This is a genomic window from Pseudomonas sp. NKUCC02_KPG, from assembly GCF_019345465.1.
Lineage (GTDB): Bacteria > Pseudomonadota > Gammaproteobacteria > Pseudomonadales > Pseudomonadaceae > Aquipseudomonas.
Genome location: NZ_JAHKRC010000007.1, coordinates 62,298 through 78,526, shown reverse-complemented (window position 1 = coordinate 78,526; position 16,229 = coordinate 62,298). Strand labels below are relative to the sequence as shown.

Genomic DNA, 16,229 nt, shown 5'->3' with positions numbered 1-16,229 from the left:
AGTCGGAAATCACTACCTGACAGTTGAATAGGGGCTTAAGCGCCCCTATACTCTGCGCGCATTTTGTCGGCACAAATTATGCCAAGTTTTCTGTTTTTGGTAGCCGACCTTTGAGGAGCAGTTGTGATGGAAACCCGCACGCCAAACCGCTTGCCGTTCCATCGCTTGGCGGTTTTTCCGGTTTTGCTGGCTCAATTTGTCGTTTTATTGCTGGCTGCTCTGGGGCTCTGGCAATGGCATGGAGTCGTCGCCGGATATTCAGGACTCTGCGGAGGCCTGATAGCTTTGCTACCCAATGTGTATTTTGCTCACAGGGCTTTTCGGTTTTCCGGCGCCCGAGCAGCGCAAGCCATCGTCCGGTCGTTTTACGCTGGCGAGGCGGGCAAGTTAATTTTGACGGCAGTGCTGTTCGCGCTGACGTTTGCAGGTGTGAAGCCATTGGCGCCGTTAGCAGTATTCGGCGTCTTCGTGTTGACCCAACTGGTCAGCTGGTTCGCTCCCCTGCTAATGAGAACAACACTTTCGAGACCTTAGGGCGTTTGAGGCAACCATGGCAGAAACAACCGCTTCGGGCTATATCCAGCACCACTTACAGAACCTGACCTTTGGGCAGCTACCTGATGGCGGCTGGGGCTTTGCTCACACCGTTGCAGAAGCTAAAGCAATGGGTTTTTGGGCTTTCCACGTCGATACCCTCGGCTGGTCGCTTTTTGTAGGTCTGATCTTCATCCTCGTATTCCGCATGGCGGCCAAGAAGGCAACTTCCGGTCAACCAGGCGCACTGCAGAACTTCGTTGAAGTACTGGTGGAATTCGTTGATGGCAGCGTAAAAGACAGTTTCCACGGTCGCAGTGCAGTTATCGCACCGCTGGCGCTGACCATTTTCGTGTGGGTGTTCCTGATGAACGCCATCGACCTGGTTCCGGTTGACTGGATTCCTCAGTTGGCGATCCTGATCACTGGCGATGAGCACTTCCCGTTCCGTGCCGTACCGACGACTGATCCAAACGCGACCATGGGCATGGCCCTGTCGGTATTCGCGCTGATCATCTTCTACAGCATCAAAATCAAGGGCATCGGCGGTTTTATCGGCGAACTGACCCTGCACCCGTTTGGCAGCAAGAACATTTTTGTTCAAGCGCTGCTGATTCCGGTGAACTTCCTGCTCGAATTCGTGACGTTGATTGCCAAGCCTATTTCGTTGGCTCTGCGTCTGTTCGGCAACATGTACGCTGGCGAACTGGTGTTTATCCTGATCGCCGTGATGTTCGGCAGCGGCCTGCTTTGGCTTAGCGGTCTGGGCGTGGTGCTGCAATGGGCGTGGGCTGTATTCCACATCCTGATCATCACCTTGCAAGCGTTCATCTTCATGATGTTGACCATCGTCTATCTGTCGATGGCACACGAAGATAACCACTAAGATCCGCTTCGGCGAGTCTGGTGCTCCTCTCACCTTCGGGTGAGAGGGCGTCGCAAAATGATTTTGTTTTACCGCTTTAATCTAAAAACCTAAACCATACGACGTAAAAGTCGGGAGGAAAGATGGAAACTGTAGTTGGTCTAACCGCTATCGCTGTTGCACTGTTGATCGGCCTGGGCGCACTGGGTACCGCAATTGGTTTCGGCCTGTTGGGTGGCAAGTTCCTGGAAGGCGCAGCGCGTCAACCAGAAATGGTTCCAATGCTGCAAGTTAAAATGTTCATCGTTGCCGGTCTGCTCGACGCCGTAACCATGATCGGTGTTGGTATCGCACTGTTCTTCACCTTCGCGAACCCCTTCGTTGGTCAACTCGCTGGCTAATCACTCGAATTTTCGAGTTGATTAGAGTGATGGACAACGAACGAGCGAGGTGTTGGCGTGAACATTAATGCAACCCTGATTGGCCAGTCCGTTGCGTTCTTCATTTTTGTACTGTTTTGCATGAAGTTCGTGTGGCCTCCGGTCATCGCGGCATTGCAAGAACGTCAGAAGAAGATTGCGGCTGGACTGGACGCTGCTAACCGAGCAGCTCGCGACCTGGAGTTGGCCCAAGATAAAGCGGGTCAACAACTGCGCGAAGCTAAGGCTCAAGCAGCTGAAATCATTGAGCAAGCCAAGAAACGCGGTACTCAGATCGTAGACGAAGCCCGTGAACAGGCTCGCGTTGAAGCTGACCGTGTGAAGGCTCAGGCTCAGGCCGAGATCGAACAGGAACTGAACAGCGTTAAAGACGCCCTGCGTGCCCAATTGGGTAGCTTGGCTGTTGAAGGCGCAGAGAAGATCCTGGGTGCCACAATCGATCAAAACGCGCACGCGGAGCTGGTTACTAAACTGGCTGCTGAAATTTAAGCGAGGGCGATCATGGCAGAATTGACCACGTTGGCCCGACCTTACGCTAAGGCAGCCTTCGAGCACGCCCAGGCCCACCAGCAACTGGCCTCTTGGTCAGCCATGCTCGGCCTGGCTGCAGCAGTGTCGCAAGACGACACTATGCAGCGCGTGCTCAAGGCCCCGCGACTGACGAGCGCAGAAAAGGCCGCCACGTTTATTGACGTGTGCGGCGACAAGTTCACTGTAGAAGCACAGAACTTCATCAACGTCGTTGCCGAAAACGACCGTCTCCCGCTATTGCCGGAGATCGCCGCTCTGTTTGACCTGTACAAGGCTGAACAAGAGAAGTCGGTAGACGTAGAAGTGACCAGCGCTTTTACATTGGACCAAGAACAGCAAGACAAACTCGCCAAGGTTCTCAGTGCACGACTCAACCGGGAAGTGCGCCTGCAAGTTGCGGAGGATGCCAGCCTTATAGGTGGTGTCATCATCCGCGCCGGCGACCTGGTTATCGATGGCTCGGTTCGCGGAAAACTCGCAAGCCTTGCCGAAGCATTGAAATCTTGAGTTTGAAGGGGCAGCAGAGCAATGCAGCAACTCAATCCTTCCGAAATAAGTGAAATTATCAAGGGCCGCATCGAAAAACTCGATGTGACCTCCCAAGCCCGTAACGAAGGCACTGTCGTCAGCGTATCTGACGGTATTGTGCGGATTCACGGTCTGGCCGACGTAATGTACGGCGAGATGATCGAGTTTCCGGGCAGCGTCTTCGGTATGGCTCTCAACCTGGAGCAAGACTCTGTAGGTGCCGTAGTATTGGGCGCATACACGACTCTGGCTGAAGGCATGAGCGCCAAGTGCACTGGCCGCATCCTGGAAGTTCCGGTTGGTAAGGAACTGCTGGGTCGCGTTGTCGACGCACTGGGTAACCCAGTTGATGGCAAAGGTCCACTGGGCAACACCGAGACTGATGCAGTCGAGAAAGTTGCTCCAGGCGTGATCTGGCGTAAGTCGGTAGACCAGCCTGTACAGACTGGCTACAAGGCTGTCGATGCCATGATCCCTGTCGGCCGTGGCCAGCGTGAGCTGATCATCGGTGACCGTCAGATCGGTAAAACCGCTCTGGCGATCGACGCGATCATCAACCAGAAGAACAGCGGCATTTTCTGTGTATACGTAGCGATCGGTCAGAAGCAATCGACTATCGCCAACGTGGTTCGCAAGCTGGAAGAAAACGGCGCGTTGGCTAACACCATCGTCGTTGCTGCCAGTGCTTCCGAATCCGCAGCGCTGCAGTTCCTGGCACCGTACTCCGGTTGCACCATGGGCGAATACTTCCGCGACCGCGGTGAAGACGCACTGATCGTTTATGACGATCTGTCCAAGCAAGCAGTGGCTTACCGCCAGATTTCCCTGCTGCTGCGCCGTCCACCAGGCCGTGAAGCTTACCCAGGCGACGTGTTCTATCTCCACTCTCGTCTTCTGGAGCGCGCATCCCGCGTATCCGAAGAGTACGTAGAGAAGTTCACCAACGGCGCAGTGACCGGCAAAACCGGTTCCCTGACCGCACTGCCGATCATCGAAACCCAGGCTGGCGACGTTTCCGCGTTCGTTCCGACCAACGTGATTTCCATCACCGACGGTCAGATCTTCCTGGAATCGGCCATGTTCAACTCCGGGATCCGTCCTGCAGTGAACGCCGGTGTTTCGGTATCCCGTGTGGGTGGTGCCGCTCAGACCAAGATCATCAAGAAGCTGTCCGGTGGTATCCGTACCGCTCTGGCTCAGTACCGTGAACTGGCAGCATTTGCCCAGTTCGCATCTGACCTGGACGAAGCGACCCGTAAGCAACTTGAGCATGGTCAGCGCGTTACCGAGCTGATGAAGCAGAAGCAATACGCACCAATGTCGATCGCTGACATGGCGCTGTCGCTGTATGCCGCTGAGCGTGGGTTCCTGACTGACGTCGAAATCACCAAGGTCGGTAGCTTTGAACAAGCGCTGATTGCTTACTTCAACCGCGATCACGCCGAACTAATGGCGAAGATCAACGTTAAAGGTGACTTCAATGACGAAATCGATTCTGGCATCAAAGCCGGTATCGAGAAGTTCAAGGCCACCCAAACCTGGTAAGCCGCAGCGGGAGCCGCAAGGCTCCCGCTTGCTAACCTGATAGGTGTTACATGGCAGGCGCAAAAGAGATTCGCAGTAAGATTGCGAGCATCAAAAGCACGCAAAAGATTACCAGCGCCATGGAAAAAGTGGCGGTCAGCAAAATGCGCAAGGCACAAATGCGCATGGCTGCTAGCCGTCCTTATGCGGAGCGTATTCGCCAGGTTATTGGGCATTTGGCTAACGCCAACCCGGAATACCGCCACCCATTCATGATCGACCGCGAAGTTAAGCGTGTGGGTTATGTGGTTGTGAGCAGTGACCGTGGTTTGTGCGGTGGTTTGAATACCAACCTGTTCAAGGCTTTGGTCAAGGACATGGCGGTAAACCGTGAAAACGGCGTCGAGATTGATCTGTGCGTGGTCGGCAGCAAAGGTGCGGCATTTTTCCGTAACTTCGGCGGTAACGTCGTCGCTGCTATCAGCCATCTGGGTGAAGAACCGTCGATCAATGACTTGATCGGCAGCGTTAAGGTGATGCTGGATGCTTACCTGGAAGGCCGTATTGACCGCCTGTCCGTGGTATCCAACAAGTTCGTCAACACCATGACGCAACAGCCTACTGTGGAGCAGTTGATTCCACTGGTGGCGACCCCGGATCAAAAACTCAAGCACCACTGGGACTATCTCTACGAACCGGATGCCAAAGAGCTGCTAGACGGCTTGATGGTGCGTTACGTGGAGTCGCAGGTGTACCAGGCGGTGGTCGAGAACAGTGCAGCTGAACAAGCTGCGCGGATGATCGCAATGAAGAACGCCACTGATAACGCCGGTGACTTGATCAGCGATTTGCAGCTGATCTACAACAAGGCGCGTCAGGCTGCGATCACCCAAGAGATCTCGGAAATCGTCGGCGGCGCTGCCGCGGTTTAACGGTTCAAATATTCAGAGGATCCAGCTATGAGTAGCGGACGTATCGTTCAAATCATCGGCGCCGTGATCGACGTGGAATTTCCACGCGAAAACGTACCGAGCATCTACAACGCGCTGAAAGTACAAAGCGCGGCCGGAACCACTCTGGAAGTTCAGCAACAGCTGGGCGACGGCGTGGTTCGTACCATTGCGATGGGTTCCACCGAGGGCTTGAAGCGCGGTCTGGAAGTCACCGACTCTGGCGCAGCCATTTCCGTTCCAGTCGGTAAAGCGACTCTGGGCCGGATCATGGACGTTCTGGGCAACCCGATCGACGAAGCTGGCCCGATTGACACCGAAGAGCGTTGGGGCATTCACCGCCCAGCACCGTCCTTCGCTGAGCAAGCTGGCGGCAACGACCTTCTGGAAACAGGCATCAAGGTTATCGACCTGATCTGCCCGTTTGCTAAAGGCGGTAAGGTTGGTCTGTTCGGTGGTGCCGGTGTAGGCAAAACCGTAAACATGATGGAACTGATCCGTAACATCGCCATGGAACACAGCGGTTACTCTGTGTTTGCTGGTGTGGGCGAGCGTACCCGTGAGGGTAACGACTTCTACCACGAGATGAAGGATTCCAGCGTACTGGACAAAGTGGCACTGGTTTACGGTCAGATGAACGAGCCGCCGGGTAACCGTCTGCGCGTGGCACTGACTGGCCTGACCATGGCCGAGAAGTTCCGTGACGAAGGTAACGACGTACTGTTGTTCGTTGACAACATCTACCGTTACACCTTGGCCGGTACTGAAGTATCCGCACTGCTGGGCCGTATGCCTTCGGCAGTAGGTTACCAGCCGACTCTGGCTGAAGAGATGGGTACTCTGCAAGAGCGCATCACTTCGACCAAGAACGGTTCGATCACTTCGATCCAAGCGGTATACGTACCTGCGGATGACTTGACTGACCCGTCGCCTGCGACCACGTTTGCCCACTTGGACGCTACCGTCGTTCTGTCCCGTGACATCGCTTCCCTGGGTATCTACCCAGCAGTAGATCCACTGGATTCGACTTCGCGCCAGCTGGATCCGAACGTTATCGGCCAGGAACACTACGACACCGCTCGCGGCGTTCAGTACGTGTTGCAGCGTTACAAAGAACTGAAGGACATCATTGCGATCCTGGGTATGGACGAGCTGTCGGAAACCGACAAGCAGTTGGTATCCCGCGCTCGTAAGATCCAGCGTTTCTTGTCTCAGCCGTTCTTCGTGGCAGAGGTCTTCACTGGCGCTTCGGGTAAATACGTTTCCCTGAAAGACACCATTGCTGGCTTCAAAGGCATCCTCAACGGTGACTACGACCACCTGCCAGAACAAGCGTTCTACATGGTCGGCGGCATCGAAGAAGCGATCGAGAAAGCCAAGAAACTGTAATTCCGGCGCCCGGCAACGGGCGCTAATCAGGTTGAGGCAATCAGATGGCTAATATGATGACAGTCCATTGCGATATCGTCAGTGCGGAAGGAGAAATCTTTTCCGGTCAGGTCGAGATGGTGATTGCGCACGGCAGCCTGGGTGATCTTGGTATCGCTCTGGGTCATGCTCCGCTGATCACTGAACTCAAGCCAGGTCCGATCCGCCTGATCAAATTGGGTGGTGAAGCCGAGGTGTTTTACATCTCCGGTGGTTACCTCGAGGTTCAGCCGAACATGGTCAAGGTTCTTGCCGACACCGTGCAACGTGCTGCCGACCTGGATGAAGCCTCCGCTCAGGAAGCCGTCAAGGCTGCCGAGAAGGCCCTGAACGAAAGAGGCGCAGAATTCGATTACGGATCTGCTGCTGCACGACTGGCCGAGGCTGCAGCTCAGCTGCGCACCGTTCAGCAAATCCGCAAAAAGTTTGGCGGCTAAGCCTCCTGCTTCATTGTGTGATTGATTAAAAAGGGTAGCCTCGGCTACCCTTTTTCTTTTTCCGCGAAATACTTTTTGGTCGCAACCGCTGACCACCCAGGATTGGTAGCCAGTCATGTCTCTCGATATCGTTATTCTCGCTGCAGGTCAGGGCACCCGCATGCGTTCATCCTTGCCAAAGGTTCTGCATCCCGTGGCAGGTAACTCCATGCTCGGCCATGTTATCCACAGCGCTCGCCAGCTCAAGCCGACCGGCATCCACGTCGTTATCGGGCACGGTGCCGAACTGGTCCGCGAGCGTTTGGCAGCTGATGATCTGAACTTTGTGCTGCAAGACAAGCAATTGGGGACTGGCCATGCCGTGGCCCAGGCATTGCCATTTTTGACGGCTCAAAATGTGCTGATCCTTTATGGGGATGTGCCGCTGATCGAAGTTGAGACCTTGCAGCGTTTGCTCAAGCAAGTCGGCCCTGAGCAATTGGGTCTGCTGACTGTGAACCTGGCCGACCCGACCGGTTATGGCCGGATCGTGCGTGACGCCAACGGCAACGTCAGTGCCATCGTTGAGCATAAGGATGCGACCGAAGCCGAACGTGCCATCAGTGAAGGAAACACCGGGATTTTGGCGTTGCCGACCCAGCACCTGGGTGACTGGATGAGCCGCCTTTCGAACAATAACGTCCAGGGCGAGTATTACCTGACCGACGTGATTGCGATGGCAGTGAATGATGGTCTGGTAGTGGCTACCGAACATGCACACGACCCGATGGAAGTGCAGGGCGCCAATGATCGCAAGCAACTCAGTGAGCTGGAGCGTCATTACCAGCTACGCGAAGCCCGACGCTTGATGGCATTGGGTGTGACCTTGCGTGACCCGGCCCGTTTCGATGTGCGCGGTGAAGTGACGGTGGGTCGTGACGTGCTGATCGATATCAACGTGATTCTGGAAGGCCGTGTGGTCATTGAAGATGACGTGGTGATTGGCCCCAACTGCGTGATCAAAGACAGCACCTTGCGCAAAGGCGTGGTAGTTAAAGCCAACAGCCATATCGACGGCGCCGTGATGGGCGAAAACAGCGATGCCGGCCCATTCGCTCGTTTGCGCCCGGGTAGCGTGCTGGATGCCCGTGCCCATGTGGGTAACTTTGTCGAATTGAAAAATGCCCACCTGGGTGAAGATGCCAAGTGCGGCCATCTGACTTACCTGGGGGATGCCGAGGTCGGGCCACGCACCAACATTGGCGCGGGCACGATCACCTGTAACTACGATGGCGCCAACAAGTGGAAAACCGTGTTGGGGGCCGATGTGTTTATCGGTTCGAACAACTCTCTGGTAGCGCCTGTGGATATCTCCAACGGTGCAACCACCGCAGCGGGCTCAACCATCAGCCAGGATGTTGCCCCTGAGCAACTGGCAGTCGGTCGTGCGCGCCAGCGAAATATTGATGGCTGGAAGCGTCCAGTTAAGCAGCCAAAGGCTTGATGTCAACTTATCCACAGATCGGCTTGGCGATCTGTGGTTATCAACAAGTCATCCTATAACTGTTTAAAATCAATAAGTTACCTAAAGCCTTATCTACAGCCTGTGGATAAGGCTTTATTTTTATCCGCTTTGAATAACGATAGGTCCCATTAATACAGGGCGACATTGAGTTATTCACAGAAAAAACCTGCAACATTTTCTTGACGGGGATTTCGAGATAAGGTTTCATTGCTTTCGTTATCTTTCGAAACGAAACTTAAGCCGTTATGTCCAAACGCAATACACCACAACGCAGACACAACATCCTGGCCATGCTTGCAGAGCAAGGCGAAGTCAGTGTGGATGAGCTGGCCAAGCGCTTCGAAACCTCCGAGGTTACGATCCGCAAGGATTTGGCTGCACTCGAAAGTAACGGTCTGCTTTTACGTCGTTACGGTGGTGCTATCACCATGCCGCAAGAACTGGTCAGTGATGTTCCCCAACCGGTTTCACTTTATAAGCAAGCCATTGCCCGCGCGGCGGTTGGCCTGATTAAAGAGCATGCGCGCATCATCATCGACAGCGGCAGCACCACGGCTGCGATGATTCCACAATTGGGCCTGCAGCCGGGCCTGGTGGTGATGACCAACTCCCTGCACGTCGCCAATGCACTCAGTGAACTTGAACACGAGCCCGTGTTGCTGATGACCGGGGGCACCTGGGATCCGCACTCTGAATCCTTTCAGGGGCAGGTTGCCGAACAGGTGTTGCGATCCTACGACTTCGATCAACTATTCATCGGTGCTGACGGCATAGACCTGCAGCGCGGCACGACAACTTTTAACGAGTTGTTGGGTCTGAGCCGGGTCATGGCTGACGTCGCGCGAGAAGTGATCGTAATGGTCGAGTCGGACAAGATTGGTCGCAAGATACCCAACCTGGAACTGCCCTGGAGCAGCGTCCACACCCTTATTACCGATGATCGCCTGCCGCTGGAGGCACGCGAACAGATTCAGGCCCGGGGCATAACACTGTTATGCGCGGCCCTAAGCTAGGAGAATTTTATGTGCGGAATTGTAGGCGCAGTCGCTGAACGCAACATCACGGCCATTTTGCTTGAAGGCCTGAAACGACTTGAATACCGTGGCTACGACAGTGCAGGTGTTGCTGTTTTCACCAACAACGGCACCCTGGAACGCATGCGCCGCAACGGTAAAGTTGCTGAGCTTGAGCAAGCGCTGGCCGGTGAACCACTGGCAGGGCGACTGGGCATCGCTCACACCCGTTGGGCAACTCACGGCGCGCCTTGCGAGCGTAACGCTCACCCGCATTTCTCCGGTTCCGATCTGGCTGTGGTTCATAACGGTATCATCGAAAACCATGAAGCCTTGCGCGAGCAACTTAAAGGCCTGGGTTACGTTTTTACTTCGGACACTGATACTGAAGTCATTGCCCACCTGCTTGAGCACAAACTCAAAGACCACAACGACCTGACTGCTGCCCTCAAAGCCACTGTTAAAGAGTTGCACGGTGCGTACGGTCTGGCCGTGATCAGCGCCAAACAACCGGATCGTCTGGTTGCTGCCCGCAGCGGTAGCCCGCTGGTGATCGGCCTGGGTCTAGGTGAAAACTTCCTGGCTTCCGACCAATTGGCATTGCGCCAGGTAACTGACCGCTTCATGTACCTGGAAGAAGGCGATATCGCTGAAATCCATCGTGACAGCGTTCAGATCTGGGATATAGATGGCCACAGCGTTCAGCGTGAAACCGTGCAGTACAGCGATGGCGCTGAAGCGGCTGACAAGGGTGAATACCGCCACTACATGCTCAAGGAAATCCACGAGCAGCCAGCAGTGGTGCAGCGCACCCTGGAAAACCGCTTGGGTCAGGACCATGTGCTGGTACAAGCCTTCGGTCCACAGGCCAAGGAATTGTTCGCCAAAGTACGCAATGTTCAGATCGTAGCCTGTGGCACCAGCTACCACGCCGGGATGGTGGCTCGTTACTGGCTTGAAAGCCTGGCCGGTATTCCTTGCCAAGTCGAAGTGGCGAGCGAATTCCGTTATCGCAAAGTCGTGGTGCAGCCAGATACCTTGTTTGTTTCGATCTCTCAGTCGGGCGAAACCGCAGACACCCTGGCCGCTCTGCGTAATGCAAAAGAACTGGGCTTCCTTGGCAGCCTGGCGATTTGCAACGTAGGTATCAGCTCGCTGGTGCGTGAGTCTGATCTGACGCTGCTGACCCAAGCAGGTCGTGAAATTGGCGTGGCTTCCACGAAAGCCTTTACCACCCAGCTTGTAGGCCTGTTGCTGTTGACGCTGTCACTAGGTCAAGTGCGCGGCACCCTGGAAGCGGGCGTTGAAGCTCAGCTGGTTGAAGAATTGCGTCGTTTGCCGGCACGTTTGGGCGAAGCCCTGGCGATGGACTCGGTTGTCGAAAAAGTGGCTGAATTGTTCGCCGACAAACACCACACCCTGTTCCTGGGTCGTGGCGCTCAGTTCCCGGTGGCAATGGAAGGTGCACTCAAGCTCAAGGAAATTTCGTACATCCACGCTGAAGCGTATCCAGCGGGCGAGTTGAAGCACGGCCCTCTGGCGCTTGTGGATAACGACATGCCGGTAGTGACTGTTGCACCGAACAATGAATTGTTGGAAAAACTGAAATCCAACCTTCAAGAAGTTCGTGCCCGTGGTGGTGAGCTGATCGTGTTTGCAGATGAACAGGCAGGCATGACCAATGGCGAAGGCACCCATGTGATCAACATGCCGCATATCCATGATGTGCTGGCACCGATCCTCTACACCATCCCGCTGCAATTGCTGTCGTACTACGTGGCCGTGCTTAAAGGCACTGACGTCGACCAGCCACGTAACCTGGCTAAATCCGTGACTGTGGAATAAGTGGCAGTGCGATAACAGGCAGTATTTTAGAAAACTAAAACTGTCGCAGGAGCCGGCCAGGTCTGTCCTACCGCCTCCTGCTTTCGTATCTGGCTCCGCTCTTACCCTTGACCATCCAACGGGCCGTTCAGGCACGGAATGCGAGGCCCCGTCCGGGATCCTCGCGCTGATAGACGCACACTGAGCCAACGGCTCAATTACAGGTGGAAGTGACCTGCAGCCTCCGGCTGGTAAAGCACTTTCCTGATCTCAATCCGGCGGGTCCGATCAGAAATTCGCCAGTCGATAGTATCCCCCTCCTGATAGCCCAGAATGGCGGCGCCGATGTCGGAATACACGGAATGCTTTCCTGCGTTGCTGTCCGCATCTTCAGGGTAGACCAAGGCCACTTCGATCTCTTCGTCGTCCAGTTGCAGCAAGGCCCTGGAGTTCATCGTGACGACATTGCACGCCACCTGTTGCGGCTTGACGACAATGGCACGCTCAAGCTCATGTTCGAGTTCAACAACGACCGGGCCTTGCTCGAGCGCGATCAGACTCTCGAGCCTGGCCTTGTCGATTTCGGTGATGTAGATCCTGGTGGAGTCGCCAACGGCACCTTCTCGCAAGAGCTTGAGATAGCGCCCCGCCGTCATGGAAAATGACTTCAATGTCGGCGATTCGCTCTCAAGCACAAAGCCGCTGCGTAGAAAGGCTTTCAGCGAGCGCGCGTTGTCCGGGTGGATCTTGGCGATGAGCTTCTTGGCCCGCATGTCGAGGAAGGCCAGTTTCATGCCTTCGCGGATCGTGCGGGCACCAAGGTTTCGGCCCCATTTGTCGCTGTCTCCGATGACCAGAACGATCTCGCAATTTGAGCCGGTTTTGATTAGACGGACAAAACCCACTGGGGCGTCATGCCTGTCAAAGGCCATGAAGAACCGGCCACCCTGGTTGAATAGATGGGTCAGGATCGGCAATTGAGTCCGATCAATGGCTTGCTCAATGGAGCGGGAGACATGACGTGAATCGCTCAGATAGCAGGTAACGCGTTCATCCTCCAACCAATCCATCAACTTCAGCGCGTGTGCACGAGTAATTTCAGGGCACAGTGAAATGAAAGGCTTGTTCATCTTGACCACACTTATTTGTAAAGAATGGAAGCCCTTCATGGCTAGGGTCATGACGGTTCTTCGGCAACCGGCTATTTTAAGACATAACGCGACTAATGCCGAATAGCCTGGAATTTTCGAGGAAACCACCGTTTTTTCCCCTTTATCCGACCGTACGTGGATGTCGTGTCATTAGCAGCTGCAACAGTTTTAACGCTCTAAATTCTGTAGCAACAACTCGACCCGCGCTGCGGGTCGAGTTGTTTTCGGGCTGTGGATAAGAGGGATATGAGCTATACAGATCAGTCACTTCTATCGCAAGGTGGTGTGCGGCCTTGAACTGAAAAGGAATATTCGATGTTTAAACAATTTTTTAAACCTGCCCGTACCGGCGCAGTTTTTTTACTGTCTTGCCTGGCTGCCTCTATAGCCTGTGCCACTGAAAAAACCACTTACCCGGATGCTGCCGCCAGCGACCCGGCGAAAATGGGCTGGATGGTCGGCGCGCCGCCACCGCCTGATCGCATTGTGCGGTTTGCCGATGGCAGTTATTTCCAGTTTCCGGCCATGCGCTGGAGTGTTTCCAACTTTCGCCAATTGATGCCCACCACCAATGTTTCACGTGGTCTGGGCGCACCGGTACCGCTGGCTCAAGCCTTGCGCACGGATATCGACGGGTTGACCTTTGTGCCACTGGGCAGCAAGCAACCGATGACCTGGGAGCAATCTCTGGCGGCGAACTACACCGACGGCATTGTTGTATTGCATCGCGGAAAAATAATTTATGAGCGCTACTTTGGCGTCCTGAACCCCGAAGGTCAGCACGGCGCAATGTCGATGACCAAATCGGTGGTTGGCACCATGGGTGCCATGCTGGTGGCTGACGGCACGCTGGATGCCAATAAAAAAATTGCAGAGTATGTGCCGGAGCTGGCCAAGTCGGCTTTTGGCAACGCCACCTTGCGTCAGGTGCTGGACATGACCACGGGGCTCAAATACAGCGAGGATTATGCCGACCCCAATGCTGAAGTCTGGAAGCATGCCCAGGCCGGTAACCCGCTGCCAAAACCCAAGGGCTACACCGGCCCGCAAACCTATATGGAATATTTGCAGACAGTTGAGCCAGAAGGTGAGCACGGCCAGGCATTCGCCTATAAAACAGTTAACACCGATGTACTGGGCTGGGTGATTGCACGGGTGACAGGGCGCAACGTTGCACAGTTACTCTCCGAAAAAATCTGGCAACGCATTGGCGCAGAACAGGCTGCTTATTTTACCGTCGACTCAATCGGCACTCCGTTCGCAGGCGGCGGCTTGAATACCGGGCTGCGGGACATGGCCCGATTTGGCGAGATGATCCGTAATAACGGACAGTACCTTGGGCAGCAAATCGTGCCCAAAACGGTTATCGATGATATTCGTGGTGGTGGCGACAAAGCGGCTTTTGCCAAGGCCGGTTATGACCTTCTCAAAGGCAGCAGCTATCGTGACATGTGGTGGGTAACGCATAACGCCGATGGTGCCTTTATGGCTCGCGGTGTTTATGGGCAGCGCACCTACATCGACCCGAAAGCCGAGATGGTGATTGTGCGCTATGCCTCCAACCCGATTGCCAGCAACTCGGCGAATGATCCGGTGACCATTCCGGCGTTCGAGGCCCTGGCCAAGCAACTGATCGCTCACCCGGAGTGATTACACCCTAAAGCGGGACTAGCGGGTTGCGCACGATCTGTGTGCACCTCTGGTCCACGAAACTGACAGTGTTCGTTATTCGTCTAACCTATAGTTTTGAGATCTGAACTGAAGGAGGAACACAGATGCTCGCGCAACTTCCGCCGGCCTTACAGAAACTTCAACTTCCATTACGGCTAAGGCTGTGGGACGGGCATGAGTTCAATTTTGGCCCGAGCCCCAGCGTCACGATTGTGGTCAAGGACCCGACCCTGGTGGCTCAGTTTACTCATCCCAGTCTGGACCTTTTGGGCAGCGCTTTTGTTGAGGGTCGACTTGAACTTGAAGGCTCGATCAGCGAAGCCATTCGTGTGTGCGATGAGTTGAGTCAGGCATTGCTGGACGATGATGAAGACACCACGCCACCTCGCGTGCATCACGACAAGGCCACAGATGCCGAGTCCATTTCCTATCACTATGACCTGTCCAACGACTTCTATCAGTTGTGGCTCGACCGCGACATGGCCTACTCCTGTGGATATTTTGAAACCGGAGAAGAGAGCCTGGATGAGGCACAGCAAGCCAAGTTTCGTTTGCTGTGTCGCAAGCTGCGACTCAAACCCGGTGAATATTTATTGGATGTTGGTTGTGGCTGGGGTGGGCTGGCGCGTTTTGCCGCGAAGGAATACGGGGTCAAGGTGTTCGGGATCACCCTGAGCAAAGAGCAACTCACACTTGCTCGCGAGCGGGTCAACGCCGAAGGCCTGCAAGACAAGGTTGATCTGCAACTGCTGGACTATCGTGACCTGCCTCAAGATGGGCGGTTCGATAAAATCGTCAGCGTCGGGATGTTCGAGCACGTGGGGCACGCCAACCTGCGTGAGTATTGCGAGATCCTGTCCAGGGCTGTGCGTGAGGGCGGGTTGGTGATGAATCACGGGATTACCTCCAAGCACACCGATGGTCGTCAGGTAGGCCGGGGGGCGGGTGATTTTATCGATCGTTATGTATTCCCCAACGGGGAGTTGCCGCATCTGTCGATGATGACTGCCGAAATCAGCGAAGCAGGACTGGAAGTGGTAGATGTCGAAAGTTTGCGTCTGCATTACGCGCGCACGCTGGAGCATTGGAGCCAGCGACTGGAGCACAGCCTTGAGGCTGCCGCCAGGCAGGTGCCGGAACAGGCCCTGCGAATTTGGCGGCTGTATCTGGCGGGGTGTGCTTACGCCTTTGCTCATGGATGGATCAACATTGATCAAATTTTAGCGACCAAGCCCCATGCGGATGGTTCGTTGGAGCTGCCACCAACCCGTGCGGACATTTATCGCTGAGTGTGGTTTTCCCAGGTGATGGGCATCGGGTCTTGTACCGGGTTGTTGTCCAGAACGTAGCGACCATCCTGGAGGCCAATATTTTGATCTACCTGTGCCAAAGCTTTCTGCTCGAAAGTCAGTGACCCTTTTTTGAATACAAGATCGTGGCGGGCAACGTTGCCGCCCCAGTCAGGAGAAGGAAGGGAGATGTAGCTGATACGGTATTGGTCGTCAGTGAAGTCCCCTTCAACCACATACACGCCGTAGTGGTTTTCGCCCGGGGAAATAATTTTGTAGAGACCGTTGTCGTAGTAATAAAGCACGGCTTCTTCAAAAGGTTTTTCGCTGTACATCTTCTTGTAGTGCAGTCGGTGGATATACGTAGGCTGACCGATTTGCACATTGATAAATGGTGGCGCGGGTGCCGGAGCAGGTGTTTTGGCTTGAGCTGAAGCTAATGTACTGATGCTGAAGAGCAAACCCAGGAGCGAGAATTTCATTGTTTTTATTCCTTATGCTGAACGGCCCGGGTTATCCGGGCCGCTCAGTTTATGGAAT

Annotated in this window: 16 protein-coding genes; 14 read left to right on the top strand and 2 right to left on the bottom strand. The window is 54.8% G+C overall.

The annotated features are described in order from the left end of the window. The first annotated feature begins 126 nt into the window (after positions 1-126). From KO536_RS11395 to glmS, 12 genes are all read left to right on the top strand, one after another. Positions 127-534 (top strand): F0F1 ATP synthase subunit I, encoded by a 408-nt coding sequence (locus KO536_RS11395; protein ID WP_003437994.1) that lies wholly within the window; start codon positions 127-129, stop codon positions 532-534. 16 nt (positions 535-550) lie between these two features. Continuing rightward, entirely contained in the window at positions 551-1,420 is an 870-nt protein-coding gene (gene atpB, locus KO536_RS11390) for a F0F1 ATP synthase subunit A (protein WP_095036260.1), read from the top strand. Positions 1,421-1,542: 122 nt separating this feature from the next. Continuing rightward, the gene (gene atpE / locus KO536_RS11385) at positions 1,543-1,800 is read left to right on the top strand and encodes a F0F1 ATP synthase subunit C (protein WP_002555987.1); all 258 of its coding nucleotides are present in this window, start codon (positions 1,543-1,545) and stop codon (positions 1,798-1,800) included. A gap of 57 nt (positions 1,801-1,857) precedes the next feature. Then, positions 1,858-2,328, top strand: coding sequence for a F0F1 ATP synthase subunit B (locus KO536_RS11380; RefSeq protein ID WP_016782874.1), 471 nt, complete (start codon positions 1,858-1,860; stop codon positions 2,326-2,328). A 12-nt stretch (positions 2,329-2,340) separates the two neighbouring features. Continuing rightward, a complete protein-coding gene (locus KO536_RS11375; protein WP_046809499.1) occupies positions 2,341-2,877 on the top strand; it encodes a F0F1 ATP synthase subunit delta in 537 nt (178 codons plus the stop codon). Between the two features lie 21 nt (positions 2,878-2,898). Next, a complete protein-coding gene (gene atpA, locus KO536_RS11370) occupies positions 2,899-4,443 on the top strand; it encodes a F0F1 ATP synthase subunit alpha (RefSeq protein ID WP_019828665.1) in 1,545 nt (514 codons plus the stop codon). A 50-nt stretch (positions 4,444-4,493) separates the two neighbouring features. Continuing rightward, complete coding sequence (atpG, locus tag KO536_RS11365; RefSeq protein ID WP_133074937.1) at positions 4,494-5,354, top strand: F0F1 ATP synthase subunit gamma; 861 nt, start codon at positions 4,494-4,496, stop codon at positions 5,352-5,354. Between the two features lie 27 nt (positions 5,355-5,381). Continuing rightward, the gene (atpD, locus tag KO536_RS11360) at positions 5,382-6,761 is read left to right on the top strand and encodes a F0F1 ATP synthase subunit beta (protein ID WP_016782877.1); all 1,380 of its coding nucleotides are present in this window, start codon (positions 5,382-5,384) and stop codon (positions 6,759-6,761) included. Positions 6,762-6,817: 56 nt separating this feature from the next. After that, positions 6,818-7,237: a F0F1 ATP synthase subunit epsilon gene (locus tag KO536_RS11355; protein ID WP_133075339.1), complete on the top strand. Its 420-nt coding sequence runs from the start codon at positions 6,818-6,820 to the stop codon at positions 7,235-7,237. Between the two features lie 115 nt (positions 7,238-7,352). Then, complete coding sequence (gene glmU / locus KO536_RS11350; protein WP_219261973.1) at positions 7,353-8,720, top strand: bifunctional UDP-N-acetylglucosamine diphosphorylase/glucosamine-1-phosphate N-acetyltransferase GlmU; 1,368 nt, start codon at positions 7,353-7,355, stop codon at positions 8,718-8,720. A gap of 266 nt (positions 8,721-8,986) precedes the next feature. Further along, positions 8,987-9,754: a DeoR/GlpR family DNA-binding transcription regulator gene (locus KO536_RS11345; protein WP_019828670.1), complete on the top strand. Its 768-nt coding sequence runs from the start codon at positions 8,987-8,989 to the stop codon at positions 9,752-9,754. 9 nt (positions 9,755-9,763) lie between these two features. After that, positions 9,764-11,599: a glutamine--fructose-6-phosphate transaminase (isomerizing) gene (glmS, locus tag KO536_RS11340; protein ID WP_219261972.1), complete on the top strand. Its 1,836-nt coding sequence runs from the start codon at positions 9,764-9,766 to the stop codon at positions 11,597-11,599. 197 nt (positions 11,600-11,796) lie between these two features. On the opposite strand, the gene KO536_RS11335 is transcribed toward glmS, so the two are convergent. Then, the gene (locus KO536_RS11335; RefSeq protein ID WP_219261971.1) at positions 11,797-12,759 is read right to left on the bottom strand and encodes a bifunctional GNAT family N-acetyltransferase/nucleoside diphosphate kinase regulator; all 963 of its coding nucleotides are present in this window, start codon (positions 12,757-12,759) and stop codon (positions 11,797-11,799) included. A 285-nt stretch (positions 12,760-13,044) separates the two neighbouring features. Here KO536_RS11335 and KO536_RS11330 point away from each other — a divergent pair, with 285 nt between their 5' ends. Beyond that, positions 13,045-14,379 carry a serine hydrolase gene (locus KO536_RS11330; RefSeq protein WP_133074933.1) on the top strand — a complete coding sequence of 445 codons (1,335 nt, stop codon included), beginning with the start codon at positions 13,045-13,047 and terminating at the stop codon, positions 14,377-14,379. Between the two features lie 125 nt (positions 14,380-14,504). Further along, positions 14,505-15,689 (top strand): C17 cyclopropane fatty acid synthase CfaB, encoded by a 1,185-nt coding sequence (cfaB, locus tag KO536_RS11325; RefSeq protein WP_133074932.1) that lies wholly within the window; start codon positions 14,505-14,507, stop codon positions 15,687-15,689. Here cfaB and KO536_RS11320 read toward each other — a convergent pair. Continuing rightward, positions 15,680-16,171: a hypothetical protein gene (locus tag KO536_RS11320; protein WP_133074931.1), complete on the bottom strand. Its 492-nt coding sequence runs from the start codon at positions 16,169-16,171 to the stop codon at positions 15,680-15,682. The two genes, cfaB and KO536_RS11320, sit on opposite strands and share 10 nt — an antisense overlap. Positions 16,172-16,229: the final 58 nt, after the last annotated feature.